Raw genomic sequence first — 26,055 nt, forward strand, 5'->3', positions numbered from 1 at the left:
CCGCGGGCTCCGGGGCGCGGTTCCGGGGCACGGGCGCTCCCCCGGACCGCGGGCTCAGGGGCGCGGGCGCTCCCCCGGACCGCGCGCCCCGGGCCGGCGTCAGACGGCCAGCCGGTCGCCCGCCTGTGGGCCCTCGGCGACGAGTGCGGGCTTGGCGGCCTCCGAGGCCAGGCGCGGGAGGATCAGGTACCAGAACCGGGTGATCGTGTCCCGCGAGCACCACTGCGTGTCGGTGTCGCCGTCGATCCGGCCCAGCATCTCCAGACCCGCCACGGTCGCCGTGATCGCGCACACAGCGTCACTCAGCTCGATGTCGGACGCCAGGTTCCCCTGTTCCCCCGCGTCGATCAGGATCGTCTGCACCCAGGAGCGCCACTCCCGCCAGAGCTCGACACGGCCCTTCCAGGTGGCGTCGCTGCTGAGGCGCATCCCGGCCCGGAGAATCACGTCGTCGGCGACCCGCTGCGCCAGGAGGTGCGATGCGTCGATGACGATCTGCAAAGGGCTCGGGCCGTCGACGGAAGTGCTCTTCATTATTTCGTGCAGCATATGCAGCGCGGCGGACTCCACCGCCTCACCCAATACTTGCTTGTTCTTGAAGTGAAAGTGCAGCGCGCCTCCACTGACACCCGCCCGTGAACTGATTTCTGCGAGCGAGGAAGAGGCGAATCCGTCGTGTGTGAATATTTCCGCGGCCGAGACGATCAATAACTGTTTCGTCCGGACGGCTCGCTCCTGCATGGCCATCGGATCCTCCGGTGGAGAAAGGCGGATTGGTTCGCATAAAATAGCGGCAATTCAGAGCCGAAGGAACCTGACCAGACCATCTGTGACCTTCTACGTGCATATATGGCCGAAACTCATGTATCTATTTTCGAATAGCGGTCACCCGGGCCCCGGCCCGTGTGGCACGGGGGCGGGTACGCCACTGGCCCATCACCGGCGTACCGGTGATGGGCCAGACAGATGAGGCGTGCGCGAATTGCCCGCTCAGGGGCGATTTCTGCGCGGGTAACGGGTCACAGACCACTCCCCGAAACCGTGGAGACCAGCTCGTTCCCCGGGGGCCGCAGCATGGCGGAGCCGCCGTAGAACGAGGAGACCCCGCCGTCGATGACGACGGCCGCGCCGGTCATGAAGCGCGAGGCGTCACTGGCCAGGTAGACGGCCAGGCCGACCATGTCCTGCGGGGTGCCGAACCTGCCCATGGGCACCACGTCCAGAAGGCGCCCCGACAACTCCTCGTCGGTGACGAGCACATCGGTGAGATCCGTGTGCAGCCAGCCCGCCGTAATCGCGTTGACCCGCACGCCCGAGTTCGCCCATTCGGCGGCGAGTGAATGGGTGAGCGCGGTGACGGCGGCTTTCGCGACGGCGTAGGGGGAGAAATTCGGAAGCCCTGATTCACCGGCGATCGAGGACATGTTGATGATGGATCCCCGACCTCTCCCGGTCATCGCGCCGCCCACGATCCGGCACACCTGGAGAACCGAATCGAAATTGAGCCGCATTTCGCGCTGCCACTGCTCCTGGGAGGATTCCAGGAAGGGGCCGGCGCTGGTGATACCGCCCGCGTTGTTCACCACGATGTCCAGCGGACCGAGCTCCTCGGCTGCCCGCCGTACGCTGTCCTCGACCTGGTCGGGTTCGTGGACGTCGCAGGCGAGCACGAGAGCCCGCCGGCCCCGCTGCCGTACTTCCTCGGCGACCGCCTCCAGGTTGTCGACGCCGCGCGCGAGGAGGGCGACATCGGCTCCGGCCTCGGCGTACGCCAGGGCGATCGCGCGGCCGATGCCGCGCGAGGCCCCCGTCACCAGAGCCGTCTTGCCACCCAGGCCGAACAGTTGGTCCACATCCTGCGTCATCGCAGGAACTCCTCGATCCTGGCGACGGTTTCCTTGAACCGTTCCGCCTGGGGCAGGTGTCCGCTCTCGTCGATGATCGCGACCTCGCTGGTCGCTATGAGTCCGGCGAAGTCGTCCGCGTAGGAGGCGTCCGCGAGACGGTCCTCCCGGCCCCAGACGATCAGCGTCCGGGCCGCCACCCGGTGCAGGCGCGCCCTGAGGCCCCGGTCCGGGATCGGCCAGAGGTACTTGCCGGTGCTGCCGAGCGACCAGACCATGCCGGCGGCCGCCTCGACGGCGGCCTCCGGGTCGGCCGGGAAGGACAGGGCCGCCTGGGCGACCTCGCCGGCCGGGTCGTGGAAGAGCAGACCGGGCACCTCCGTTTGCGCCGCCGCGGCCAGGGAGGCGACGGGGGCGTCGTCCCGCCACAGGCCGAGCGGCGCGATCAGCACCAGGCGGTCTGCCAACAGCGGGAAGTGGGAGGCGAGTTCGGCGGCGATCATGCCACCGAAGTCGTGTCCGACGACGATCAGCGGGCCGTCGGCGATCAGCGTCCGCACCAGCTCCTCATGGGCGAGGACGATGTCGGAGAGCTGGTCGATGGTGTGCACGGCGTCGACGTCCGCCGGGCTGGTGCCGGGGAACTCCGGGGCGTACACGGTGTGGTTCTCGGCGAGCCGGGACAGGAACGGGTCCCAGACCAGGCCCATCGACCCGTGCAGGTACAGGAGTGCGGGACCCGTGCCCGCGACCTTGACCCGGAGGGTGAGCTTCCCGCCCCAGACCTCGGCCGTCTCCTCACGGAAGGGCAACTGCGCGGTTTCCGTCGTCACGATGCCTGTACCTCGACCTTCTGCGTCGTGGATCGGGGCGAGCCGCCCAGCCTCTTGGGCCACCAGTGGTGGGTGAATCCGTCGTCCTGCCAGATCTTGCGCAGGTGGGGCAGCACCTCGGTGGCGAACAGGGTCACGTTCTTCTCCACCAGCTCCTTCGGCATCGAGCCGAATCCGAGCATCGCGTGGAGGTTTCCGATGCCGTAGGTCTTGCAGTATTCGACGAGCTGGTCGCGTACGGTTTCCGGGCTGCCGGCGATGACCGTTCCCGCCTCGGCGAGTTCCGCATAGCTCGACGTACGCATCTTGCTGTACATACCGAAGTCGGCGGGGTCCTTGATAAGGGCCTTGACACCGTGGATGTTAATTCCGCCGGGCAGGCTCAGCTTCTCCATGGGAATGGCGCCCAGGCCCTTGCGGTACGTGTATTCGACGTGCTTTCCGTAGTCCTTCTCGGCCTGCGCGTCCGTCTCGCTCACCGCGATGGTCTGGAGGAATCCCACGCGATACGGGTTGCGTTCCAGACCGAGTTCGTCCGCGATTTCCCAGAAGCGGTCGAAGATGCGCTTCCCGGTGAGCTTCGCCCCGGCGAAACCGAAGTAGTTGAAGCCGAAGTCGCGTTCCAGGGTGAGCCGCATCGTGCGCGGGTTGCCGATGCCGGTGACCCAGACCGGCGGGCGGTCCTGGAGGGGCCGCGGCCATATGTTGACCTGCGGGTACTGGTGGTAGCGCCCGTTCCAGGGGAACGGCTCGCGGTCGCTCCACGCGCGCAGGACCAGTTCGAGGTTCTCCTCGAACCGGCCCCTGACCTCCACCGGAGGCACCCCGTTGTTGATGCTGGCGTCGTAGCTCAGGCCGACCGGGAAGCCCGAGATGAGCCGGCCGCCGCTGATGACGTCGAGCATGGCCTGTTCCTCGGCCACCCGCACCGGTTCCCGCGACTTCCCCAGCGAGCGCCCCATCGGGAAGATCGCCACGTCGAGCCCTTCGGCCTCGGTGGCGTAGGCGAGGGCGGCGGCCACGAGGTCCGGGTTCGGCATGAGGTCGTACGAGCTCTGGCCGTGCTCGGTCAGGGCGACGCCGTCGAGTCCGGCCCGTGCGCCGATCATGAGTTCGTCGATGTGGTCCCGCATCGACGTGTAGACGCCCTCCGGGGTCGTCAGCCCGTACGGCGTCGAACACACCGAATCGTGATGCTGCTCGAAGTCCGGTGACAGGAACCTGTAAGGCGCCTGCTCGAACATGGTGACCTTCATCTACCCTCCAACGACTTCACACACGTGCACGACGGGCCGGACCTCACAGCTGGGCGACGAGGACGATCGATTCGCCGACGCTCCGGGTGGAGTGGCCCTTGCCCGTGGTGTCCTCGACCAGGACGCTGCCGCCGGGGAGGAACTGCCGCTTCTCGCCGTCGCTGACTCCGACCTCCAGCTCGCCCTGGACGAGCGTCATGATCTGGCGCCGGGGGGCGGGGTGCAGGTCGCCGAAGTAGCCGTCGGGCAGCAGCAGGTAGACGCTCGCCTTTGCCTCCGCCGGGTTGGACATGAACATCGCGGGGGCCGGCGGCGCGAAGTTCTTCTCCGTCACCTCGACCTTCTCCTCGGCGAAGTGGGTCTCCCCCGCCTCGTCCGTGAACATCCGCGTGACAACGATCGTGCGGGTCGCCTCGGCCGACATCTGTTTCTCCTTCTGAGAGCCACCATTGACACCACAATGCGCTGGTGGGCCGAGAATTCGGCCCACCAGCGTTGCGGAGAGGGCAGGATTCGAACCTGCGAGGGCAGAGCCCTTCCGCTTCGAGAAGCAGATCCGTTAGGCCGCTACGGCTACCTCTCCCGACGGAACCGGCCTGCCGCCGTGTTCCGTTGGTGCTGCGAAAACTATGGCACGCACCACTGACGCCGCACTGATGCGCTTCTGATGCCGACTCCCGGGCGCCGGCGACTCTTTCGTCAGTGCCTTATCAGCCGTATGTCACCGTGCTCTGCTTCAATCTGAATCCGTACCGGCACCTCTCGCCAGCGACCCGTATCAGAAATGGGTAGAGGCTGATGACAGATTCATTCTCGGCTCCGCCGAATATTAGAGAGCTACCTAGATCCGAGCGGCCCGAGGCCCTTGAGGAAATCGTCGTCCAGGAGTTCAAGGACACACTTCTCATGACCGCCGACGAAGAGTTCCCCATGTCCGAGAGCTTCTTCGACATGGGCTTCACCTCGCTGCGGGTCACCGAGGCCAAGGAACGCCTGGAGCAGCGCCTGGGGTGCTCGATCAGTTCGACCGTCCTGTTCAACAACCCGACGGCCGAGCAGCTCGTGGAGTACCTGATGAGCGATCTGCTCGCCGATCTCTTCGCGGAGAGTCCCGATGCGGGTGCCTGATTCGCCGGGTACGGACCGGGACGGCGGCGCGATCGCCGTCGTCGGTATGGGCCTGCGCTTTCCCGGGGGCAATGACACGCCCGACGCGTTCGACGCCTTCCTGCGCGCCGGGTCCAGCGGGATATCGCCGCTGCCGCGCGACCGGTGGGACGTGGACGCGTTCACCTCCGACGATCCGGAGGCGCGGGGTGCGATCCGTACGGCGGGGGGTGGATTCCTCGACCGGATCGACGAGTTCGACCCGCGGTTCTTCAACATCGCGCCCAAGCAGGCGCCGTACATCGACCCTCAGCAGCGGCTGCTCCTGCAGACGGCCTGGGAGGCACTGGAGGACGCGGGCATCGATCCGACCCTGGTGTCCGACGGCGGCGTCTACGTCGGGGCCACCCCCTTCGACCAGGCGCTGGAGCTGGACTCGGTGCCGTACGACAAGCTGGACGGGACGCTGGCCACCGGGATGGGGGCCTACCCCATGTCCGGCCGGCTGTCGTACTTCCTGCGCTGGCACGGGCCGAGCCTCACCACGGACACCGCGTGCGCGTCCACGCTGACGGCCCTGCACATGGCGGTCGCGGGGCTGCGCGGCGGTGAGTGCTCGGTGGCCCTGTGCGGCGGGGTCAACGCGCTGCACCACCCGAAGATCTTCGCGATCCTCTCGCAGGGGCAGATGCTGGCGGCCGACGGGCACTGCAAGACCTTCGACGAGACCGCCGACGGCTACGCGCGCGCCGAGGGCTGCGGGGTGATCGTCCTGAAGCGGCTGTCGGACGCCAGGCGGGACGGCGACCGGGTGCTGGCTCTGGTGCGCTCCACCGCGATCGGCCACAACGGCGAGAGCGCCGGGCTGACCGCCCCCAACGGGAAGTCCCAGGAAGTCGTGATGCGCCGGGCACTGGCGGCGGCCGGGCTGGAGCCGGGCGACATCCAGTACGTCGAGGCGCACGGCACCGGCACCCCGCTGGGCGACCCGATCGAGATGGGTTCGATCAACGGGGTGTTCGGCGCCGCCCACCGGGACGGCGAGCCGCTGACGGTCGGCTCGGTGAAGTCGAACCTCGGGCACATGGAGCCGGTCGCCGGGCTCGGCGGGATCATCAAGGTGATCCTCCAGATGCGTGCGGGCGTGATCTATCCGCATCTGTACGCGACGCCGTCCGGGCGGATCCCCTGGGACACCTATCCGGTGGTCGTGCCGACGGAGTGCGTGGAGTGGAAGGCACCGGTCCGCCGAGCGGTGGTCAACAGCTTCGGTGTGGCGGGCGCCATCGGTGTGGCCGTCCTGGAGGAGGCCCCCGCGCACGCCGGTACGCCCTCCGCCACGGACCCGGCCGCCGCGGGGCCCCAGGTGCTGACGCTGTCGGCGAAGAGCCGCCCGGCGCTGGCCCGCCAGGTCGAGCGGATGCGGGACTTCCTGGCCGGGCACCCCGAACTGCCGGCGGCCGACCTGTGCCGTACGCGCAACACGGGCCGTGCCCACTTCCCGCACCGCGTCGCCGGTGTCGTGCGCGACAGCGGGGAGGCCGGGGCGCTGCTGGAGCGCGCGGCACGCAAGCTGGCCGAGGACGCGCACCCGGCGAGTGATCTGCGCAAGGCGGCGTTCCTGTTCACCGGGTCGGGCTCGCAGTACGTCGGTATGGGCGCGCCGCTCTACCGGCGGTTCCCGGAGTTCCGTGAGCGGGTCGACGCCTGCGACGAGCTCTTCGTCCGGCATTTGGGCCGGTCAGTGCGGGACGTGATGCTGGGCACCGCACCGGACGCCGAGGAGCGGCTCACCGAGACGGTCTACGTCCACGCCTCGCTGTTCCTGCTGGAGTACGCGCTGGCCGGGCTGTGGCGGTCCTGGGGCGTCCGGCCGCACGTGGTCGCGGGCCACAGTGTCGGCGAGGTCGTCGCCGCCACGGTCGCGGGTCTGTTCACCCCGGCCGACGGGGTGGCGTTCCTGGTGGCCCGGGCACGGCTGATCCAGTCGGTGTCGGCACCGGGTGGCATGGCGGCCGTGGCCGCGCCCGTGGACGAGGTCCTGCCCGTGCTGGCCCAGGTGCCCGATCTGAGTGTCTGCGCGGTCAACTCGCCTCAGCAGTGTGTGATCTCGGGTGGCGCGCGGTCGCTGGCCGAGGTCGGTGAGACCCTGCGCGCGCGGGGCGTGCGGGTGACGCCTCTGCGGGTGTCCTCCGCCTTCCACTCGCCGTTGATGGACGAGATCCTCGGCCCGCTGCGCGAGGTGCTCGCCGGGGTTGAGTTCCGCGAGCCGTCCCTGCCGCTGGTCTCGTGTCTGACGGGCGCGGTCGCGACCCGCGGGGAGCTGTCGGACCCGGAGTACTGGGTGCGTCATGTCCGCGAGACGGTCGACTTCGCCGGTGCCATGGGCACGCTGGCGGGCCGGGGGCGCCATGTGTTCCTGGAGATCGGCCCGTCGGCGGCGCTCGGACCGCTGGGCCGGCGGTGCGTGGCGCCGGACCGGCACCGCTGGCTGACCAGCCTGCGCCCGTCGGACGACGAGGGTGCCACGATCCACCAGGCACTGGCCGACGCGTACGGCGCCGGGCTGACTGTCGACTGGGCCGCCGTGTACGCCTCCGGGGCGGGCCGGCGGGTCGCGCTGCCGACGTACGCCTTCGAGCGCACCCGCTACTGGCTGCCCGACCAGGTGGGCCGGCACGGGCTCGGCGGGGGTTCGGCGACGCATCCGCTGCTGGGTACGGAGGTCCCCCGGGAGGACGGCGTACGGGAGTTCGTCACCCGGGTCGGTGCGCGGACGCCCGCGTACTTCGCCGACCACACCTCGCGCGGGCGGCCGTTCGTGGCCGCCGGTGCCTATGTGGAGACGGTGCTCGCCCTGATGGACGCGGTGCACGGCAGCACCGCGCGGCCGGTGAAGGATCTGCGCTTCCACGAGGCGCTCTTCCTCGGGGACCGGCCGGTCGAGCTGCGTACCCGGCTGACCGGCGACGGTGCGGTGGAGATCGTCGGCCGGGCGGCCGACGGCGGTCCGGAGCGGCTGCACGCCACCGCCGTGATCGGAGCTCCCGTCCAGGACGGGCCGGCCGACGACCTCGTCCGGCGGCTGGGCGCGGAGGCGGAGCGTGGCGGGGAACCGGTGCGGCGTCTGGAGGCCGACGAGGTCCGTGCGGCGTACGCGGCGGCCGGGCTGGACTACGGCCCGCAGTTCTCCCGGGTGCGGTGGGTCGAGCGCTTCGGTGAGGACATCGCGATCAGTGAGGTGGACGGGCGGGACGTCCCGGCGGCCGAGCATCTGCCGCCGCCGCTGCTGGACGCGGCGACCCAGGGCCTGGCGGCCCTGGCGGACGACGGATCGGCGTACATGGCCGTCGGCATGGGACGCGTACGGGTGTTCAAGAAGCCCCGCGCGGCGCGGCTGCGGGCGGTGCTGCGGCGGCGTCCGGGCGATGACGCCGGTACGGCGTTCCTGGTCGACGCCCTGCTGCTGGAGGGCGGGGAGCCGGTGCTGACGATCACGGGCATGGCCTTCCGCCGGCTGGCTCCCGTCCCGGCGGACCGGGGCGGGGAACGGCCCGCGGCGGGGCGCCCGAACGGTGCCGGGCGGGGTGCGGCAGGACAGGGCACCACGGCCGCGCTGGTCCGCACGGAGGTCGCCAGGCTGCTGAGGCTGGAGGACCCGGGGGACATCGGCCCGGACACCGCCTTCCTGGATCTCGGCATGGACTCGTTGACGGCGGCCGATCTGCGCGGCGTGCTGGAGGCCGGTCTCGGGCTGCGGCTGCCCGCCTCGGTCGTCTTCGACCATCCCTCCATCGAGCAGCTCGTGGAGTTTCTGGAAGAGCGAAAGGTCAAGGAGGGGACATGAGCGATCCCATGGAACAGACGGTCACCGCGAGGTCGGCCCTGCACGCGCGGCTCCGCCCCGACGTCGTGGCCCTGGTCGCCGACGACCGCGAGGTGACGTACGCCGAGCTGCACCGGGAGAGCAACCGCACCGCGCACGCCCTGCTGGGCGCCGGTCTGGCCCCCGGCGCCCGGGTGGCCTACCTGGGCAAGGAGTCCGAGCACTACTACGAGCTGGCGATCGCCTGCGCGAAGAGCAGGACCGTGCTCGTACCGGTGAACTGGCGGCTGATCAAGGCCGAGGTGGACCACATCCTGCGGGACTCGCGCGCCGAGATCATCTTCGTCGAGGAGGAGTTCCTCAAGGTCCTGGAGCGGATGCGGCCGCAGCTGCCGCTGCTGCGGACCGTGGTCGAGATGGATTCCACGGACGGGCGGGCCGCCGGATTCCTCGCCTGGAAGGCGGGGATGCCGGAGACCGACCCGGGCCTGCCGACGGACTCCGAGGACCCGATCGCCCAGATGTACACGAGCGGTACCACCGGCCTGCCCAAGGGGGTGGTGCTGCCGCACCGGTCGTTCTTCACCTTCATCGAGAACATGCAGAAGCACGGGGCGGACTGGATCGACTGGCTGCCCGAGGACCGCAGTCTCACCTGCTTCCCCGGGCTGCACGCCGGCGGTTACGCGTGGTTCCTGCACTGCTTCAACGTCGGGGCGACCAGTGTCGTCATGCGGATGTTCGTGGCCGAGGACGCGGTGAGGCTGATCCGTGAGCAGAAGGTGACGACCGTCTGGGCGGCGCCGGCGATGCTGCGGATGATCCTGGACGAGCCCGCGGCGAGCCCCGAGGCCTTCACCTCCCTCCGCAAGATCGTCTACGGCGGTTCGCCCATCGACTACGAGCTCCTGGTGCGCTGCATCAAGGAGTTCGGCGGCTGCGAGCTGGCGCAGGCGTACGCGGCGGCCGAGACCGGCAGCTTCGTGACCTGTCTGACGGCGGCCGAGCACATCCCCGGCAACCCGGTGCTCACCTCCGCGGGCCGGGTCTGTCCCGGCAACGAGGTGAAGATCATCGACGACGAGGGCAACACGCTGCCGCCCGGCGCGACCGGCCGGATCTGCCTGCGCAGCCCCGCCCGGTTCGCCGGCTACTGGCAGCAGCCGGACGCCACCGAGAAGATGATGGTCGGCGACTGGCTGCACATGGGCGACGCGGGCTATCTCGACGACAACGGCTATCTGTATCTGCGCGACCGGATCAACGACACGATCATCGTCGCCGGCCAGAACATCTACCCCGTGGAGATCGAGAACGCGATCCGGGAGCACCCCGACGTCATGGACGTCGCCGTCTTCGGGGTGTCCGACCCGCGCTGGGGCGAGGCCGTACGCGCCGCCGTGGTGCGCCGGCCGGGCCAGGAGACGCCCACCGAGCGGGAGTTGATGGTGTTCCTGCGCGGCCGGATCGCCGACTACAAGATCCCGAACGGCTATGTGTTCCTGGACACCCTGCCGCGCAACCCCACGGGCAAGGTGCTGCGCAGGGTACTCAAGGAGCGGTACGCCCCGTCGGCCGCGCAGCGGTGACCGCGCGCACCCCGGCTCCGTCGGAACCGGCGGGCTGGCTCCGCCCGGCGGAGCCGTCGCCCGACGCCGGGGCGACCGTCTTCCTCTTCCACTACAGCGGGGGCGGCGTCTCGATGTACAGCCGGTGGCCGGCCCTGCTGCCGCCGAGCGTGGACTGCCGGCGTGTTCAGCTGCCGGGCCGTCAGGACCGGGTTTCCGAACCGCTGTTCACCGAGCTCGCCCCGCTCGTCGAGGCGTTGTGCGAGGTGCTGGCCAAGGAGCAGGACGGCCGGCCGTACGCCCTGTTCGGGCACTCGATGGGGGCGATGCTCGCCTACCGGGTTGCCGTCGCGATGGCCCGGCGGGGGTACGAACGTCCGGCGCTGCTCGGGGTGTCGGGGTGGGCGCCGCAGGGCTTCCGGACGATCAGTGCGAAGGCCGCCCACGAGACGGACGAGGCGGTCGTCCAGCTGCTGCGTGAGCTCGGCTCCGTACCGGCCGAGGCGTTCGAAGGCAACCGGCTCTCCCCGCTGATGCTCGCCCCGATGCGTGCTGATCTCGCCGTGTGCGCGGACTTCCGGGACGACGGGGCGTCCGTCGACTGCCCGCTGGTCGCCTACACCGGGCGCGAGGACCCGTATCTGGCGCCCGGCGCGATGCAGTCCTGGCGTGCGCGCAGCGCCGACTTCCTCGGCATCCGGGAGTTCCCCGGCGGCCACTTCTTCATCCATGACCAGGGTCCCGGCATCGCCACCGATCTGGCGCAGACACTGCTCCGGCTCCGTGCGAGCTGACCGACCCGACCGTTCCGGTAGTAACCACCAGGAGGAAACGATGTCCGAGCGCACCCCCAACCAGCTCGCGGAGCAGTACATCGCGCTGTGGAACGAGACCGACACGGACCGGCGGCGGGAAGGCGTCGAGAAGCTGTACGCCCCGGACGCCACCTACATCATGTACCGCCGCGACCCGTTCGAGGGCGTCGACGTGATCACCGAGCAGATCATCTACACCCAGGGGATCTACTTCCCCCTCGGCTACCACTTCAAGTCGTCGTACAACGCCGTGGGCCACCACAACCTCGTGCGGTTCAACTGGGTCATGGTCTCCAACGAGACCAAGGAGATACAGATGGCGGGCCAGAACACCGTCGTGCTCACCGAGGACGGCCTGATCCAGGCCGACTACCAGTTCCACGAGAAGATCCCCACGGCCTTCGTCTACAACGACGGCTTCGACGAGACGGGCCGGGTGACGCGTCCCGCGAAGCCCACCCTGGTCGGTAACTGAGCCGGTCCCGGCGGCCGGGAGTATCCCGGCCCGGCCCCCGGGACCCCCAGACAGCAGCCGGCGCCCGGAGACGATCCGTCTCCGGGCGCCGGCTGCTGTGCGGTACGGGTCAGGCCGCCAGGGCGGGCTCGGCGGGCAGCAGGACGAGGGGTTCGGCGGAGCCGATGATGCGCAGTTCCTGGCTCCACAGCTCGTGCACCAGCAGCGCCCACACGGCGCTCGCGCCCTCGGGGGTGGAAGCGCGCACCTGGTCGGCCAGGAGCCGCCGCACCGCCGCCGGATCCAGCCGGCCGTCGTACGGCTGCTCGGAGGAGAGGGTGTCGTAGGCCAGTTGCAGCAGCGGGGTGCCGGGGGCGAGCAGCATCTGCGCGGGCGTGAGCCCGTCCGGCCGCGGCTCCGACCGCGGTCCGGCGGGTGCCGGGGCCTCCCCGGTGCGGATCTGCCGGGCGTACGCCAGCACCCCGGAGCGCAGGTACGGCATACGGGCCTGCACGGCCCAGGCGGCGCTGAGGTGGTCGACCGGGCGCAGCCGGTGGGCGGGCAGCCGGTAGCGGGTCTCGAAGTCGGCGAGCGTCTCGCGGCGCCCGCCGTCGGCGGCGAGCAGGGACGCGGCGACCCGGTCGGACTCGGAGCCCTGGGTGCGCAGATGGGCCCGGTAGTCCTCCGCGTACAGGCTCTCGCGCAGCCACTGCGGTACGGCCGCGACGGCGTCGACGTACGGGGCGATCCAGCCGTTGCCGCGCGGGTCCTGCTCGGCGCGGACGACGCGCGGGTGGCCGGCGAGGATCTCGCTGCCGCCCTCGCCGGACAGGGCGACGGTGAACCCGGCGCCGCGCACCTCCCGGAACAGCGCGTACATGCTGAGGGCGGCCGGGTCGGCGTTGGGCTGGCCCAGGTGCCAGACGGTGCGGGGCAGCAGGTCGGCCAACTCGGTGCCGCCGAGGGCGATCTCGTGGTGTGTGGTGCCGCTGCGGCGGGCCGCGGCGCGGGCCGATCCCTGCCGGCCGCCCGGCCTGCGGCCCCGGTAGGAGACGTGGAAGGTGTGCAACGGCGGCTCCCCCGCCTCCCTCAGCTGCCGGGCCGCCAGCGCGGTGACGAGCTGGGAGTCGGTGCCCTCGGTCATGACGGCGCAGACCCGGGCGTCCGTCCCGGTCAGCCGCAGGACCTCCCGCTGGAGCGGGGTGTCGCCGTCCGGCCCGTCGGGATCCGGTGCGGCCTCGGGGGTGCGCTCGGCGCGGCGGCGTACGACGAGTCCCTGGCGGCCGGTGGCCGACGCGGTGGTGGCGGGCGGCAGGACCCGGATGCCTTCGAGGAGCGTCCGGTTGCCGAGGCAGGCCCCGTTGGTCAGGTACTCGTCGAGGCCAGTGTCGCGCCGCACGGCCGGGACCTGGGAGAAGGCGAGCAGCGCGGACAGCTCGGAGGCGAAGCGGACGGCCCCCGACGGTGCCGTGTGGCAGTACAGGGTCTTGATGCCGTACTCGTCCGTGGCGAGGACGAGTGAGGGCTCGGTCCGCTGGTCGATCACGGCGATCGCGAACATGCCGTCCAGGTGCCGGGCGAAGCCCAGTCCGTACTCGGCGTAGAGGGCCGGCAGCAGGGAGCCGTCGGAGCGGTCGGGGAAGACGTATCCGCGGGCCCTCAGGCGGCGGCGGAGTTCGCGGTGGTTGTACAGCTCGCCGTCGAGAGCGGCGACGACGCCCGGGACCTGCGGCGACCGGTAGGGCTGGCCCGCGTGGGCGGCCTCCGTCACGGCGAGCCGGTTGCACCCGAGGGACCAGCCGGGCCCCCGCAGCACCCCCCGCCCGTCGCGCCCTCCGTGGGCCTGGCGGCTGGCGGCGGCGGCCAGTTCCGCGCTGGTCACCTCTCCGGCGAGAGAACCGAACAGTCGGGACACGTACAACACCCCCAGAACCGTCCGCCGCCGAGGAGGCGTGCCGCACCGTGCCCGGCCGGGTGACGGTGGTACGCGTGTGCCGGGGCGGCGGTCATTTCCCGCCCTCCGTGCCGCCCGCGGCCGCGAGGGCGCCGGCCAGTGCCGTGCGGATCTCCGCCACGGACAGGTCCACGTCCTTGGCGGTGGTCCGCCAGGAGGTGACGGAGATCCGCATCGCGGCCCTGCCGCCCCAGGTCGTCCCGCCGAACCAGCAGGTGCCGCAGTCCTGGAGGCGGGCGATCACGTCCCGGGTGACGGCGTCGTCGTCGCCGAACCGGACGAGCACCTGGTTCAGCACGGCCTCGTTGAGGACTTCGACGCCCTCGCTGGCGCCGAGCAGTTCGGTGAAGCGGCGGGCCTGGGCGCAGCAGCCGTCGATCATGCCGGCGACGCCGGACCGGCCGAGGCTTCGCAGCGCCGCCCAGACCGGCAGGCTGCGTGCCCGGCGGGACAGCTCGGGCACCCACTCGATGGCGTCGCGCTCACCGGGGGTACCGGCGGGCAGGTAGTCGGTGCGGGTCCGTAGCATCGCGGAGCTGTGGGCCTCGGGGCGTGAGACGAAGACGAGGCCGCAGTCGTAGGGCACGTTCAGCCATTTGTGGGCGTCGGTGGCCCAGGAGTCGGCCTTCTCCACCCCGGCGATCAGGTGGCGCAGTGTGGGGCTGGCCGCGGCCCAGAGTCCGAAGGCGCCGTCCACATGGACCCAGGCGGAGCGGCGGTGGGCGAGGTCGCAGATCTCGGAGACCGGGTCGACGGCACCGGAGTTGACGTCCCCGATCTGTGCGCAGACGATCGTGGGTCCCTCGCACGCGTCGAGCACCTCAGCCAGTGCCTCGACCCGCATCCGGCCCTCGCCGTCGGCGGGTACGACGCGGAGCTGGTCGGAGCCGAACCCGAGGTAGCGCAGGGCCAGGTCGATGGTGAGGTGGCGTTGTTCGCCGACCACCACCTGGACCGTGGGCGCGCCCTGGAGCCCCTGCCGCTCGACGTCCCAGCCGGCCTCGGCGAGGACGTGGTGGCGGGCGGCTGCCAGTGCGGTCAGGTGGGCCATGGCGCAGCCGGTCGGGAAGCCGACCGAGGTACCCGCCGGCAGTCCGAACAGGTCCAGGAGCCAGCCGGCGGCGATGTGTTCCGCGGTGGCGACCGCGGGCCCGAGGTCGAAGATGCCGCTGTTCTGGTCCCAGGCGGTGGCGATCCAGTCGGTGGCGACCGCCACGGGCAGGGTGCCCCCGACGACGTATCCGAAGTAACGGGGGCCGGAGCTGGCGACGACTCCGCCCTCGGCGGCGGCCCGGCCGAGCAGGTCGATCGTCTCGGTGGGCTCGGTGGGCCCGGCGGGCATCGGGCCGCCGAGCAGCTTCATCAGTTCGTCGGCTCCGGCGGTGGCCCCGGCCGGGCGCTCACAGACCCCGGCGACATAGTCGGCGGCCTGGCCGGCCGCGTGCGCGAGAAATTCCCTTTCCGCAAGATTCATTTCACCGAAGGTAAGGCACGTTGCTGACTCCACGCTGACATCCATAACCGTCGGGCACGGGTGATTCGAGGGTCAGTTGAGTGTCAGCAGGACGTCAGTCGAGTGCTGACATACTCGTTTTTCGTCGGCGACAGCCTCACATCCATGGCTACACCGTTCTAGGAGGTACAGCGATGCGATTCCTGGCTTCTGCACGCGCCGCGTCCGAGAAGTTCCATCCGGGTCTGATCGCGGCTCTCGAAGCCATTCCACTGACCGAACGCGAATCGGCTGACAGCCAGGTCGTGGAGATCTTCCGCGCCCATGCGGGCGCCGGTCTGCTCGTCCCGGAGGAATTCGGCGGCCACGGCTCGGGACCCCTCGACGCCGTGCGCGTGCAGCGTGCCCTGGGTGCGCTGTCCCCCTCTCTGGGCGTGGCGACGGTCATGCACCACTTCACGGTCGCGATGCTCTTCAGCCTCGCGACCTCCGCCGACCGGCTCACCTCGGCACAGTCGAAGCTGCTCTCCTCGGTCGCGACCGACGGGCTGCTGCTCTCGTCGGCCTGGGCGGAGGGCAGGACGGACCAGAACATCCTGCTGCCGGCGGTCGTCGCGGAGCGCGACGGCGACGGCTACCTGGTCAACGGCGAGAAGAAGCCGTGCAGTCTGTCCCGCTCGATGGACCTGCTGACCGCGAGTGTCACGGTCACCGACGACGCGGGCCGTCCGAGTCTCGCGCTGCTGCTCATCCCGGCGGACTCGCCCGGGATCAGCGTCGAGCCGTTCTGGTCCACGCCCGTGCTCGCCGCCGCGCAGAGCGATCTGGTGCGGCTGGAGAACGTGCGCGTGCCCCAGGAGCTGGTCATCAGCAGTACACCGGAGGACCAGCAGCGTCTGGACGACCTCCAGACCTCCGGTTTCACCTGGTTCGAGCTGCTGGTCACGTCCGCCTACACGGGCGTCGCCGCGCAGCTGGTCGGCCAGGTGCTGGAGCGCAAGCGCGGCAGTGTGAGCGACCGGGCTGCGCTGTCGGTGCGGCTCCAGGCCGCCGTGGACCTCCAGGAGGGCGCGGCGCGCGCCATCGCGGACGGCGTCGAGGGCGACGAGGCGGTGGCCCTGGTGCTGGTGGCCCGGTACGCGACCCAGGACCTGCTCGCCGCCGCGGTGGACGCGGCGACGGAGATGCTCGGCGGAATGGCGTTCGTCGGCTCGCCGGACGTGGCCTATCTGGCGTCGGCGGTCCGTGCGCTGGCCTTTCACCCACCGTCGCGCGGAAGTCTCGCAACGGAATTGGTCGACTATTTCGAGGGAGGTCCGCTCCACCTGTCCTGACCCCAGCTGTGCACGGGCCGCACGACCCATTCTGCGGAGGAAATCGTGGACCAGAAGAACCCGTTCGAGACGCCCAACACATTCAAGCTGCACCGGGCCGAATATCTCGTGGGCTTCGTACTCTCGATCGTACTGATCATCATCCACCTCGGTGAGATCCGGTGGATCCCGTTCATCGCGCTGTTCGCCTACATCGACCTGATCGGCTACATACCCGGGGCGATCGCCTTCCGTCGGAGCTCCGACGGGCGCATCCCCAAGGTGTTCTACGTGCTCTACAACAGCATGCACAGCCTGATCACCCAGGCCGCCGTCGTCGGACTGTGGCTCTGGCTGATCGGCCCCGAGTGGGCGCTGCTCGCCATCCCGTTCCATGTCCTCGGTGACCGCGGGGTGTTCGGGAACTTCCTCAAGCCCTTCGGGCTGCCCTTCGAGCCGGTCTCCGAGCCGCTCTACCAGCGTCTGGTGGACCAGGTGCGGACCCGGGCGGGGGCGGCCGGGCTGTCCGAGCGCGTGCCCGTGGTCTCGGTGCCCGACGACGCGTCGGACATCACGCAGGGAGCCGGGCTTTGACCTCCCTCTCCTCAGGTACGACGGCGGCGGCCTCTCAGGAGGAGCTGGACTCCGAGAGCGGCCGCCGCGCCCTGCGGCGGGTGGCCGCAGGCGTCACCGTGCTGACCGTCAACAACGACGGCCTGCGGCACGGCACCACGGTGAGCGCCGTGGTGGCGCTCTCCCGCACGCCTCTGGTGGTCGGGGTGTGCCTGCGGGCCTCGTCCACGTTTACCGCGATGGTGCGCAAGGCAGGCGTGTTTTCGGTCAACGTGCTCAACGACCAACAGGGTCACCTGGCACGTCAGTTCGCCGCTCCGGGCCGGAGTCACGGCGACGCCCAGTTCGAGGGCGTCGAGTGGACGGCCGACGCCCTGACCGGGGCGCCGCTGATCGGCGGCAGCCTCGCCCACCTGGCCTGCGCGCTCTCCGACTGCCGGCAGATCGGCGACCACGACCTGCTGACGGCGGACGTGCTCGACGGGGAGCCGGGAAGCGGAAGCCCTCTGCTCACCTTCGCCGGGCGGCTGCACCCCGAGGGCGTACCCGACCTCGGCGCGAGTACCCGGGCCGGCCAGTCCGCCCGGACCACCAACTAGACATGGAGTGATCCGAGATGGCCGTTGACATACCGATCGAGGCCGACTGGGAGAACGCGCCGGGCCTGCTGGACGGAGCCGGCTCGCTGTCCCTGACGGTCGACCAGTGCGACCTGGCGTACTGGTTCTCGGCGGTGGCCCAGGGCACCCTGCGGGGACGTCCGCTGGGGTACGCCCCCGAGGTGACCACGCCCGCCCACATGCGCGAGCCCGGCCCGCTGCGGGAGGCGCTGAGCCTGGAGCTGGCCTACCGGGCGCTGGACGAGGAGGCTGCCACCCGCGTGCTGGCCGACTACGTCGCCACCGCGCCCGGCATCCCCGAGCTGGAGTTCTTCTCCACCCAGCTGCTGGACGAGGCCCGCCATCACATGATCTTCCGCAACCACATCCTCGACCTGGAGGTGGTGTCCGCCGACCGGCTGATGCCGTGGGTCCGGGAGGTCGGCGGGGAGTACGAGAAGACGGTCCTCACCCCGATCAAGGAGTTCGCGCAGACGGTGACGCGCGAGGAGGGCGACTTCATCGGCGGGGTCGTGGCGTTCGCCGTCATCATCGAGGGCGTGCTCGCCGCCTCCACCGAGCTCAGCGAGCGCAAGTGGGGGGTCCTGGACCCGGTCGCCGGCGAGATCGCCCGGGGCGCGGCGATCGACGAGATCCGCCACCTCGCGGTCGGCAGCTCGATCGTCAGGGAACACCTGATCAGCCACCCCGAGGACCGTGCGCACGTGCTGCACATCCTGAGCCGTGGACGCGAGCTGTGGGGCGAGATCAACGACCGTGAATTCGTCATGCACCGCGAGGAACTGTTCCAGGAGGGCATGCTCCAGCACCGGGATCTGCTCACCGATTTCGAACTGTTCCCCGGCTGTCGAATGCTCGACACCACTCCGCAATCCCGATGGGATCTCGCGGCCCGCTGGAACGACGAACTGGCCGAATCTCGCCTGAAGTACATGGGCATCCCGGAGGCCATCGATCTTCTGCGTGCACGGGCACCCCGAATCCTGTAGAACTGTCCGTCGGGTTACGCGCCGCCAGAAATAGCGGCGTTCGCACATTCCGTACCAGGAGGAATACATGGCCGTCTCCATCGGCAACGTATGCATCGACACGAACGACCTGAAGAAGGCGTCGAAATTCTGGCAGGAGGTGACCGGATACACGGTCTCGTCCGCCGACGAGAGCACCATGTACTTCGAGGCTCCGCAGAAGGACGCTGTCGGCTTCTCGCTGCAGCTCGTCCCGGAGAAGCTGGAAGGCAAGAACCGCCTGCACCTGGACCTCTTCACGGGTGATCTGGAGGGCGAGACCAAGCGGGCCAAGAGCCTCGGCGCCACCGAGGTCGCTTCCTACGACGGCTGGGTCGTCCTGAAGGACCTGGACGGCAACGAGTTCTGTATCTGCGCGTCCTGATTCCGGGCGCCTGAACGAGAGCGGGGGCGGGTCGGCACTCATGCCGGCCCGCCCCCGCCGCCCGTTGCGGGGCATGAGGCAGACGTGAGAGAGAACGGTGGACGGATGAACCCTGGATTCGCGTTGTTCGACTCGGCCGTGGGCCGGTGCGGGATCGCGTGGAGCGACCGCGGCGTCACCTGCGTGCAGTTGCCCGAGCCGGACGAGGAGGGCACCCGGGCCCGCCTGGCACTTGCGGCGCCCGACGGGGTGGAGGGGAAACCGCCGCCCGCCGTGCGGGTCGCCGTCGACGCGCTCGTACGGCACTTCGGCGGCGCGTCGGCGGACCTCGGCTCGATCGTGCTGGACCTGTCCGCGGTGCCGCCCTTCCGCCGGCGGGTGTACGAGGAGGCGCGGCGGATCCCCGCAGGTACGACCCTCACCTACGGGCTGCTGGCGGAACGGGTCGGGCAGCCCGGCGGCGCCCGGGCCGTGGGGCAGGCACTCGCGCGCAATCCGTTCGCGCTGGTGGTGCCCTGTCACCGGGTGGTCGCGGCGGGCGGGAGGCCGGGCGGTTTCTCGGCGAACGGCGGGGTGACCACCAAGCTGGGGCTGCTGGCCGTCGAGCGCGCGGCCGGGACCGGCGGGGCACGGCCCGTGGACGGCCATGTCTTCCCGTTCGATCCGGACACGGCCCTCGCCTATCTGCGCGGGTCCGACCCGGGTCTCGGTGTCCTCATCGACGAGGTCGGCCCGTTCGCCATGCGGGTGAACGAGGCGGCCACCGTCTTCGGGGCGCTCGCGGAGGCGGTCGTCTACCAGCAGCTGTCCAACAAGGCCGCGGCCACCATCTTCGGCCGGCTGCGCGCCCTGTTCCCCGAGACGAGCGAGGGGCTGCTCCCGGAGCAGATCCTGAGCGCCTCCGAGGAACGGCTGCGCTCGGCGGGCCTCTCCCGCGCGAAGGCGGCCTCGCTGCACGACCTGGCCGCCCGGGTGGAGTCGGGCCGGCTGCCGGAGCTGGACGCCATCACGGGCATGGCCGACGAGGACGTCGTGGACTGCCTCGCCGCCGTACGGGGCATCGGGCGCTGGACCGCGCAGATGTTCCTCATGTTCCGGCTGGGCCGCCCCGACGTGCTGCCCCTGGACGACTACGGCATCCGCAACGGCTTCTCGCTGGCCTTCGGTCTGCGGGAGCTGGCCGGGCGCGCCGAGATCGAGGAGCGAGGCGTCCTGTGGCGCCCGTACCGCACGGTGGCCTGCTGGTATCTGTGGGAGGCGGTGGAACGCGCGAAGCAGGGGCCGTCGGCCTGAGCTGAGCCCGGACCGACGGCCCCTGCCGGATGACGTGTCCGGTGGGGGTGTCCCTCACCGGTCCCCGGCCGGGCCGCCCGCCTCGACCAGCAGCGCTTCGAGTGCGGCCAGCGAGGCGTCGGCCTCCTGGCCCGCCGCCACGTCGTCCGGGGCGCCGGCGACGGCGCCGAACATCTCGAAGACCCGCTGCCCCGCCGCGTCGATCTGTTCCGACATCTGCGTTCCTCCTGATTTCTGTCCGGGTGGACGTCCAGGCCTCGTCCGGATCGCCCGATCCGGACGAAGGTCCTAGACGGCGTTGCAGGCGCGGAAGATGTGGACCAGTCCCGGGATGCTCGCCCCGTCCTGGAAGGCCAGGTACTCGGGCGTGACGAGGTCGGGGGCCCACTTCTCCTTGTACGCCAGCTGCGTCTGGGCCGGGTAGACGCCCTCGCCGTGCTTCCACAGGTGGCCCATGAACCAGTGGAACGCGCGGTTGTGCCCCGGCAGCGGCGGCCTGGCCTCCAGCGCGGTGAACGGCGTGAAGCCGAAGTGGAGCCAGTGCACGCCCTCCGCCTTGAAGGTGTCGATGGCGGCCTTGTTGATCGCCTCCATCACCCCGGGCGGGGAGTCGGGGTGGCGCCGGGTCAGGTCGTGGAGCCAGCCGGCCTGCTGCCCGTAGACCGGGGAGTACGTGATGTAGCCGGTGAGCCGGCCGTCCAGGACGCCGACGAACAGCCGCCGCAGGTGCTGGTAGCGGCCGCCGTACTGGCCTATGAGGAACTCCAGCTGCTTGACCTCCTCACCCTTGGTGCCCAGCCAGAGCTTGTCCAGCGCGCGCATCTCCTCGTACCAGGAGTCGAGCGGGACCTCCTTGATCTCCAGGCCGCTGCGCAGCGACCGGGAGATCTTGTTGCGCAGCTGCATGAACGCGGTGCCGCGCAGGGTGAAGTCGTCGAGGCCGACCGCGAACGAGGACCCCATCTGGTTGATCGTGAATCCCTGCTCGACGTACGGGGCGGTGTCGCCGGCCTGGACCTGCACCGCGACGATCTTCCGGTCCTGTGCGCGGGCGAACCCGGTGAACTCCCGCAGCAGCCGCGAGCGGGTCTCCTCCGGGGCGAAAGGCCCGGCGAACTGCACCAGATACCGGCCGGTGGTGCGATAGACGATCACACCCGGGGAGTTCTCGGATGTGAAATAGCTGTTGCCGCTGTTCAGTGCGAGAAATGCGCTGGGATTATCCGCGACCGTATACCGCTGGATCGCATCCAGCACGCTGTCGGTTTCTTCCATGACGTCAGTCATGTTCACTTCCGTTCACGCCGGATCAACACCTTCAGTTTTCCATCAGTTATCGCACAGCCGCGGATACGCTCGCAAGGCTTTCCGGTCCCGAACATGGTCAGGTATGCGTCAGCGGCTTGTCAGGCCGCGACGCCTATTGTTGGTGTCTGCCGACCGGATCGAAATCAGGTGTGAATATCACCCGGACCGGCCGGTTTCACGTACGAAAAAGACCTGCGAAATGCACGGCATCCCGCAGAAGGCAGGAGTACATGAGCCCGGACGCATTCGATCCCACCTCTGCACACCCCGCGGACCTCGACCCGGTGCTGCTGGCGGCCGAGGCCCGGCGGATCGCGGGGGTGGACGAGGACACCCCGCTGCGCTTCCTGACAGACCTGGCGGAGCTCACCGCCGGTATCGACGCGGAGGCCCGGCTGCACGAGGCGGGCCGGATCCGTACCCGGGCGGCGCTCAGATCGGCCCTGGTGACCCAGCTCCGGGTCGGCCGGATGACCGCCGCCGACCCCGCCGTACGCGAGGTCCCGGTGCGGCCGGTCTTCATCACCGGTCTGCTGCGCACCGGGACGACGTTCCTCCAGCACCTGCTGGCCCAGCACCCGGGTCTGCGTGCGCCCCGGCTGTGGGAGACCATGGCGCCGGCCTCGGCCGCCGCGCCCGAGCAGCTGGTCCGGGAGTGCGAGGCGTATATCGAGGAGTACTACCGGGCGGCCCCCGACTTCCGGTCGATCCATCTGCTGAAGGCCGAACTGCCCGAGGAATGCCACCGGTTGACGGCGAACTCCTTCCGGCACTCGATCTACGCGCTGCGCTACCGGATACCGGGCTACGCCCGCCGGCTCGACGGGCTCTCGATGCGGGAGTCCTACGCCTTCCACCGGGAGCAGCTGCAGTGCGTGCTGCGCCGCGACCCGGGCGCCCCCGTGCTGCTGAAGTGCCCCTCGCACCTGTGGCACGCCGAGGACCTGGCCGCGGTGTATCCGGACGCCAAGGTCGTCCGGCTGCACCGCTCTCCGACGGTGGCGGTGCCCAGCGTGTGCAGCCTGACCGCCGCCGTCCGCTCCGCCCGGTCCGACCGGGTGGACCGGGAGGAGATCGGCCGGTACTGGCTGGACCACGCCTCCCGGGCGCTCAACGGGCTGCGGCCCGGCGCCGGTCCGATGTCCACGCCCCCGCTCGACCTCGGCTTCCGCGAGGTCGTCAAGGATCCGCTCGGTGCCGCGGAGAAGGTGTGCGACTACATCGGTGTGCCCCTGACCGCCGAGGCCCGTGCGCGCATGACCGCGTTCATGGCAGCCGAGAACGACGCGACGACCGGCCACCACGCGTACACGCCGGAGAGCTTCGGCCTGACCGAACGTCTCATCGAGGAGCGTTTCGCCCCCTATCTCGCCACGTTCGAACTCTGAATGCGCCATCTACCAGGAGGAGCTGCGATGACCACCGCCCCGACCACCTTCGAAGAGCGCGCCCGGGCCGGCGTCGACGAGGTCAACAAACTGGCCGGTGAGAACCCCGTCCGCATCGGCATCGTCACCCCGCTGAACGAGCCCGGCGACCCCACGGCCGGTGAGCTGGTGACCCGGGGCGCCTGCCTGGGTGCCGAGTACGTCCGTGAGCGTGGCGGGATCCGTGGCGGCCGGCAGGTCGAGTTCGTGCTCTACGACGACCAGGCGACGGCGAAGCAGGAGGGCATGGCCCGGTCCTCGGCCGCCCAGATGGTCAAGCTGGCCCTCGTGGACGACGTGGTCGCGGCGATCGGCCAGTGGCACCTGCGCACCACCCCGTCGGTGGTGGACGTCGCGACCCGGTACGGCGTACCGATCTTCGTGGAGAACGGGCACAGCCTGATCACGGCGGAGAAGCGGCGCAACGTCTTCCGCTCCTACTTCTCGATCGCCGACCGGGTGCCGGTGATGCTCGACTTCGCCGAGTCCGCCGGGATGCGCCGCATCGGGCTGATCGCCGCCGACACCGTCTTCGGCCAGCAGATGGCCGACACCCTCGTCGAGTACGGCACCCAGCGGTACGGCATGGAGTTCCTGCGCTTCGACTTCCCGCAGGACGACACCACCGACTTCCGCAAACAGCTCAGCGCCATCAGGGACTTCGAGCCGGACCTGTTCATCAACGGCGCCGTCATCAAGACCAACTACATGATCGTCGAGCAGGCGGCGGAGGTCGGGCTGCGGCCGCACACGCCGATGATGGTCACCTTCGGGTTCCCGCTGCGCTCCGACGACTTCTGGCGGCTGTCGGGCAAGGACGGCGTCGGCACGATGTGGCCGGGCATGCGCTACCGGCCGTCGTGGGAGGGCCTGACCGACACCGGCCGGTGGTTCATCGACCGCTACGTGGAGCGCTACGGCACCTTCCCGCCGGACACCGCGCTGACCCACTTCACCGATGTCACCATCATCGCCGCCGCCCTGGACGCGGCCCGCTCGGACAGCCGGGAGGACCTGCTGGACGCGCTGGAGGCCATGGAGTTCGACACCTGGTGCGGTCCGCTGCGCTTCGGCCGCGGCCCGGCCCACTGGCACCACAACACGCCGGAGCTGGCACTCCTCCAGTACCAGGAGTACCAGCAGAGCTTCGACGACTCGGCGATCATCCACCCGCCGCAGACCGCCACCGCCGCCTACCTGCCGCCGTCGTCCGCCTCCGCGGGCTGACCGGCCCGACCCTCTGCTGCCGAGGAGACTCAGCGTGTCGACAGTGACCACAGGCCCCCTGGGCCGGCCCCCGACGGTGGCGCACACCGTGGTGGCGAGCCTGCGCGGCCATGGCGTGGACCGGGTGTTCTGCGTGGCCGGGGAGAGCTATCTGCCCGCGCTCGACGCCTTGTACGACACCCCGTCGATCGATGTGGTGACCTGCCGGCACGAAGGCTCGGCCGCCTTCATGGCCCTGGCCGACGCGAAGCTGACCGGGCGGGCGGGCATCTGCCTGGTCAGCCGCGGTCCGGGCGCGGCGAACGCCGCCGTGGGCGTGCACGCGGCGGCCGAGGACGGCTCGCCGCTCGTCCTGGTCGTCGGCCAGGTGCCGGTGGACGAGACGGACCGGGAGCCGTTCCAGGGCATGGACCTGGGGCGGCAGTTCGGCGGCACGGCCAAGGCGGTCTGGACGCTCCAGGACCCGTCGTCCGCCGCCGAGTTCGTCGCCCGTGCGATACGGGTCGCCGAGTCCGGCACCCCGGGCCCGGTCGTCCTCGGGGTGCCGGAGGACGTGTGGGCGGCGGCCGACCCGGTGGGCGTGCCCTCACGGGCACGGACCGTCGGTCCGGCCGTGCCGGACGCGGAGGGCCTCGGCCGGATCCGCGAGCTGCTGGCGGCGGCCCGCCGCCCGCTGCTGCTGGCCGGGACGGGGCTGGAGGGCGCCGAAGGGCGTGCGTTGCTGCGGGCGGTGGCGGAGCGGCACCACCTGCCGGTCGTCACGAGCAACAAGAACCAGCACCTGCTGTCCAACCGGCATCCCTCGTACGCCGGCCATCTGCACAACTCCACCCAGGGTGCCCAGCTCGCGGCCCTGGACCGGGCGGATCTCGTCCTGGCGGTCGGCACCCGGCTGGACACCAGCACCACGAAGGGGCGGCGATTCCCGGCGCCCGGCCCGGCGCACCGGCAGCCGCTGGTGCACATCCACCCGGACCCGGGCCGGATCGGCCTCTTCCACCGGCCCGAGGCCGGCTTCGCCGCCGACCCGGTGGCCTTCCTGCGGGAGCTGGCCACCTGGTCCGACTCCGGCGCGGACCGGACGGCCTGGCGGGACGAGCTGCACTCCATCGAGGTGCGCAAGGCCGTCTGGGAGCCGGTCGAGGCCGAGGACGGCGTGGTGTTCGGCGCCGTGCCCGCGGCCCTGGACGAGCTGACGGACGGCGACGTCACCGTGGTCGTCGACTCCGGGACCTTCACCAGCTGGGTCTACCGCTATCTGCGCTTCGGGGAGCGCGGCCGGCTGCTGGGCATCAGCTCCAGCTCGATGGGCTTCTCCGTGGGGGGTGCGGTGAGCGCCGCCCTGCGGGCCGAGGGCACCCCGGTGGTGGCCGTGGTCGGCGACGGCGGCTTCCTGATGAACGGCGGTGAGCTGATGACCGCGTGCAGCCTGGACCTGCCGGTCGTCTACATCGTCTCGAACAACGGCAGTTACGGGACCATCCGGGCCCACCAGAACCGGGCCTTCCCGGACCGGACGATCGCCACCGATCTCGCGAACCCGGACTTCGCCCGGCTGGCCGAGTCGTTCGGCGCCCTGGGGCTGACCGCCCGCACCCCGGCGGACGTACGCCCTGTACTGGCCAAGGCGTTGGCCCATGGAGGACCGGCGGTGGTGGAGGTGCGCACGAGTCTGCGGCACCTCAGCCCGTACCGCCGCCCGACGGAGAGCGAGGACCGAGCGTGACTGCGGCGACGGACGGCACCAGGGACTCCGGCAGCCCCGGAGGCCCTGAAGGCCCTGGACGGTGGC

23 protein-coding genes and 1 tRNA gene are annotated in these 26,055 nt (G+C 70.6%); 14 read left to right on the forward strand and 10 right to left on the reverse strand.

All coding sequences use genetic code 11. From position 1 onward, the window contains the following. Positions 1 to 99: 99 nt before the first annotated feature. The 6 genes from OG524_RS13020 to OG524_RS13045 all read right to left on the reverse strand — a co-directional run bounded on the left by OG524_RS13020 (position 100) and on the right by OG524_RS13045 (position 4,516). On the reverse strand, positions 100 to 747 hold the full coding sequence (locus OG524_RS13020) for a ScbR family autoregulator-binding transcription factor (protein WP_405810294.1): 648 nt from the start codon (positions 745 to 747) through the stop codon (positions 100 to 102). A gap of 272 nt (positions 748 to 1,019) precedes the next feature. Next, a complete protein-coding gene (locus tag OG524_RS13025) occupies positions 1,020 to 1,865 on the reverse strand; it encodes an SDR family NAD(P)-dependent oxidoreductase (RefSeq protein WP_405390685.1) in 846 nt (281 codons plus the stop codon). After that, positions 1,862 to 2,677: an alpha/beta fold hydrolase gene (locus tag OG524_RS13030; RefSeq protein WP_405390684.1), complete on the reverse strand. Its 816-nt coding sequence runs from the start codon at positions 2,675 to 2,677 to the stop codon at positions 1,862 to 1,864. Before OG524_RS13030 ends, OG524_RS13025 begins: the two co-directional genes overlap by 4 nt. Further along, positions 2,674 to 3,933, reverse strand: coding sequence for an LLM class flavin-dependent oxidoreductase (locus OG524_RS13035; protein WP_405390683.1), 1,260 nt, complete (start codon positions 3,931 to 3,933; stop codon positions 2,674 to 2,676). The genes OG524_RS13030 and OG524_RS13035 overlap by 4 nt, the downstream gene beginning before the upstream one ends. Positions 3,934 to 3,976: 43 nt before the next feature. Continuing rightward, positions 3,977 to 4,357 (reverse strand): hypothetical protein, encoded by a 381-nt coding sequence (locus OG524_RS13040; protein ID WP_405390681.1) that lies wholly within the window; start codon positions 4,355 to 4,357, stop codon positions 3,977 to 3,979. 74 nt (positions 4,358 to 4,431) lie between these two features. After that, positions 4,432 to 4,516, reverse strand: a tRNA-Glu gene (locus OG524_RS13045). Between the two features lie 323 nt (positions 4,517 to 4,839). On the opposite strand from OG524_RS13045, the gene OG524_RS13050 reads away from it, so the two are divergent. Genes OG524_RS13050 through OG524_RS13070 form a run of 5 tightly spaced genes read left to right on the forward strand, consistent with a single transcriptional unit; the run spans position 4,840 to position 11,724 of the window. Beyond that, positions 4,840 to 5,061: an acyl carrier protein gene (locus tag OG524_RS13050; RefSeq protein WP_405390680.1), complete on the forward strand. Its 222-nt coding sequence runs from the start codon at positions 4,840 to 4,842 to the stop codon at positions 5,059 to 5,061. Continuing rightward, positions 5,048 to 8,887 carry a type I polyketide synthase gene (locus OG524_RS13055; RefSeq protein ID WP_405810297.1) on the forward strand — a complete coding sequence of 1,280 codons (3,840 nt, stop codon included), beginning with the start codon at positions 5,048 to 5,050 and terminating at the stop codon, positions 8,885 to 8,887. The genes OG524_RS13050 and OG524_RS13055 overlap by 14 nt, the downstream gene beginning before the upstream one ends. After that, on the forward strand, positions 8,884 to 10,455 hold the full coding sequence (locus tag OG524_RS13060; protein WP_405390677.1) for a long-chain-fatty-acid--CoA ligase: 1,572 nt from the start codon (positions 8,884 to 8,886) through the stop codon (positions 10,453 to 10,455). Before OG524_RS13055 ends, OG524_RS13060 begins: the two co-directional genes overlap by 4 nt. Continuing rightward, positions 10,452 to 11,228, forward strand: a complete 777-nt coding sequence (locus tag OG524_RS13065; RefSeq protein WP_405390676.1) for a thioesterase II family protein — start codon at positions 10,452 to 10,454, stop codon at positions 11,226 to 11,228. Before OG524_RS13060 ends, OG524_RS13065 begins: the two co-directional genes overlap by 4 nt. 40 nt (positions 11,229 to 11,268) lie before the next feature. After that, on the forward strand, positions 11,269 to 11,724 hold the full coding sequence (locus OG524_RS13070; protein ID WP_405390674.1) for a nuclear transport factor 2 family protein: 456 nt from the start codon (positions 11,269 to 11,271) through the stop codon (positions 11,722 to 11,724). A gap of 109 nt (positions 11,725 to 11,833) precedes the next feature. Here the strand turns inward: OG524_RS13070 and OG524_RS13075 are convergent, their stop codons facing one another. Both OG524_RS13075 and OG524_RS13080 read right to left on the reverse strand, forming a co-directional pair. Beyond that, positions 11,834 to 13,618 (reverse strand): asparagine synthetase B family protein, encoded by a 1,785-nt coding sequence (locus tag OG524_RS13075; RefSeq protein ID WP_405390673.1) that lies wholly within the window; start codon positions 13,616 to 13,618, stop codon positions 11,834 to 11,836. Between the two features lie 91 nt (positions 13,619 to 13,709). Continuing rightward, entirely contained in the window at positions 13,710 to 15,131 is a 1,422-nt protein-coding gene (locus OG524_RS13080) for a pyridoxal phosphate-dependent decarboxylase family protein (RefSeq protein WP_405810300.1), read from the reverse strand. Positions 15,132 to 15,304: 173 nt separating this feature from the next. Here OG524_RS13080 and OG524_RS13085 point away from each other — a divergent pair, with 173 nt between their 5' ends. The 6 genes from OG524_RS13085 to OG524_RS13110 all read left to right on the forward strand — a co-directional run bounded on the left by OG524_RS13085 (position 15,305) and on the right by OG524_RS13110 (position 20,301). Then, positions 15,305 to 16,444 (forward strand): acyl-CoA dehydrogenase family protein, encoded by a 1,140-nt coding sequence (locus tag OG524_RS13085; protein WP_405390671.1) that lies wholly within the window; start codon positions 15,305 to 15,307, stop codon positions 16,442 to 16,444. A gap of 45 nt (positions 16,445 to 16,489) precedes the next feature. Continuing rightward, complete coding sequence (locus OG524_RS13090) at positions 16,490 to 17,017, forward strand: hypothetical protein (protein ID WP_405390670.1); 528 nt, start codon at positions 16,490 to 16,492, stop codon at positions 17,015 to 17,017. Further along, positions 17,014 to 17,595 (forward strand): flavin reductase family protein, encoded by a 582-nt coding sequence (locus OG524_RS13095; RefSeq protein WP_405390669.1) that lies wholly within the window; start codon positions 17,014 to 17,016, stop codon positions 17,593 to 17,595. The genes OG524_RS13090 and OG524_RS13095 overlap by 4 nt, the downstream gene beginning before the upstream one ends. A 17-nt stretch (positions 17,596 to 17,612) precedes the next feature. Beyond that, on the forward strand, positions 17,613 to 18,605 hold the full coding sequence (locus tag OG524_RS13100; RefSeq protein ID WP_405390668.1) for a VlmB-like protein: 993 nt from the start codon (positions 17,613 to 17,615) through the stop codon (positions 18,603 to 18,605). 67 nt (positions 18,606 to 18,672) lie between these two features. Continuing rightward, positions 18,673 to 19,008, forward strand: a complete 336-nt coding sequence (locus tag OG524_RS13105; RefSeq protein WP_405390667.1) for a VOC family protein — start codon at positions 18,673 to 18,675, stop codon at positions 19,006 to 19,008. A 105-nt stretch (positions 19,009 to 19,113) separates the two neighbouring features. Next, complete coding sequence (locus tag OG524_RS13110) at positions 19,114 to 20,301, forward strand: methylated-DNA--[protein]-cysteine S-methyltransferase (RefSeq protein ID WP_405390666.1); 1,188 nt, start codon at positions 19,114 to 19,116, stop codon at positions 20,299 to 20,301. Between the two features lie 54 nt (positions 20,302 to 20,355). Here OG524_RS13110 and OG524_RS13115 read toward each other — a convergent pair whose 3' ends face one another. Together OG524_RS13115 and OG524_RS13120 are read right to left on the reverse strand one after the other, a co-directional pair. Continuing rightward, positions 20,356 to 20,517 carry a hypothetical protein gene (locus tag OG524_RS13115; protein ID WP_405390665.1) on the reverse strand — a complete coding sequence of 54 codons (162 nt, stop codon included), beginning with the start codon at positions 20,515 to 20,517 and terminating at the stop codon, positions 20,356 to 20,358. Between the two features lie 72 nt (positions 20,518 to 20,589). Beyond that, positions 20,590 to 21,588 (reverse strand): bifunctional lysylphosphatidylglycerol flippase/synthetase MprF, encoded by a 999-nt coding sequence (locus tag OG524_RS13120; RefSeq protein WP_405390664.1) that lies wholly within the window; start codon positions 21,586 to 21,588, stop codon positions 20,590 to 20,592. Positions 21,589 to 21,839: 251 nt separating this feature from the next. Between OG524_RS13120 and OG524_RS13125 the strand changes: the two genes are divergently transcribed. Genes OG524_RS13125 through OG524_RS13135 form a run of 3 tightly spaced genes read left to right on the forward strand, consistent with a single transcriptional unit; the run spans position 21,840 to position 25,989 of the window. Beyond that, entirely contained in the window at positions 21,840 to 22,997 is a 1,158-nt protein-coding gene (locus tag OG524_RS13125; protein WP_405390662.1) for a sulfotransferase family protein, read from the forward strand. A gap of 27 nt (positions 22,998 to 23,024) precedes the next feature. Beyond that, entirely contained in the window at positions 23,025 to 24,263 is a 1,239-nt protein-coding gene (locus OG524_RS13130) for an ABC transporter substrate-binding protein (protein WP_405390660.1), read from the forward strand. A 34-nt stretch (positions 24,264 to 24,297) separates the two neighbouring features. Next, positions 24,298 to 25,989: a thiamine pyrophosphate-dependent enzyme gene (locus OG524_RS13135; RefSeq protein WP_405810305.1), complete on the forward strand. Its 1,692-nt coding sequence runs from the start codon at positions 24,298 to 24,300 to the stop codon at positions 25,987 to 25,989. Positions 25,990 to 26,055 lie beyond the last annotated feature (66 nt).

Origin of the sequence: Streptomyces sp. NBC_01520, assembly GCF_045040375.1 — a bacterium.
Classification (GTDB): Bacteria; Actinomycetota; Actinomycetes; order Streptomycetales; family Streptomycetaceae; genus Streptomyces.

Coding starts and splice junctions, on each gene's coding strand:
- OG524_RS13020 (WP_405810294.1), bottom strand. CDS start 747: ATGGCCATGCAGGAGCGAGCCGTCCGGACGAAACAGTTATTGATCGTC.
- OG524_RS13025 (WP_405390685.1), bottom strand. CDS start 1,865: ATGACGCAGGATGTGGACCAACTGTTCGGCCTGGGTGGCAAGACGGCT.
- OG524_RS13035 (WP_405390683.1), bottom strand. CDS start 3,933: ATGAAGGTCACCATGTTCGAGCAGGCGCCTTACAGGTTCCTGTCACCG.
- OG524_RS13040 (WP_405390681.1), bottom strand. CDS start 4,357: ATGTCGGCCGAGGCGACCCGCACGATCGTTGTCACGCGGATGTTCACG.
- OG524_RS13050 (WP_405390680.1), top strand. CDS start 4,840: ATGACCGCCGACGAAGAGTTCCCCATGTCCGAGAGCTTCTTCGACATG.
- OG524_RS13055 (WP_405810297.1), top strand. CDS start 5,048: ATGCGGGTGCCTGATTCGCCGGGTACGGACCGGGACGGCGGCGCGATC.
- OG524_RS13060 (WP_405390677.1), top strand. CDS start 8,884: ATGAGCGATCCCATGGAACAGACGGTCACCGCGAGGTCGGCCCTGCAC.
- OG524_RS13070 (WP_405390674.1), top strand. CDS start 11,269: ATGTCCGAGCGCACCCCCAACCAGCTCGCGGAGCAGTACATCGCGCTG.
- OG524_RS13080 (WP_405810300.1), bottom strand. CDS start 15,131: ATGAATCTTGCGGAAAGGGAATTTCTCGCGCACGCGGCCGGCCAGGCC.
- OG524_RS13085 (WP_405390671.1), top strand. CDS start 15,305: ATGCGATTCCTGGCTTCTGCACGCGCCGCGTCCGAGAAGTTCCATCCG.
- OG524_RS13100 (WP_405390668.1), top strand. CDS start 17,613: ATGGCCGTTGACATACCGATCGAGGCCGACTGGGAGAACGCGCCGGGC.
- OG524_RS13105 (WP_405390667.1), top strand. CDS start 18,673: ATGGCCGTCTCCATCGGCAACGTATGCATCGACACGAACGACCTGAAG.
- OG524_RS13110 (WP_405390666.1), top strand. CDS start 19,114: ATGAACCCTGGATTCGCGTTGTTCGACTCGGCCGTGGGCCGGTGCGGG.
- OG524_RS13115 (WP_405390665.1), bottom strand. CDS start 20,517: ATGTCGGAACAGATCGACGCGGCGGGGCAGCGGGTCTTCGAGATGTTC.
- OG524_RS13120 (WP_405390664.1), bottom strand. CDS start 21,588: ATGACTGACGTCATGGAAGAAACCGACAGCGTGCTGGATGCGATCCAG.
- OG524_RS13125 (WP_405390662.1), top strand. CDS start 21,840: ATGAGCCCGGACGCATTCGATCCCACCTCTGCACACCCCGCGGACCTC.
- OG524_RS13130 (WP_405390660.1), top strand. CDS start 23,025: ATGACCACCGCCCCGACCACCTTCGAAGAGCGCGCCCGGGCCGGCGTC.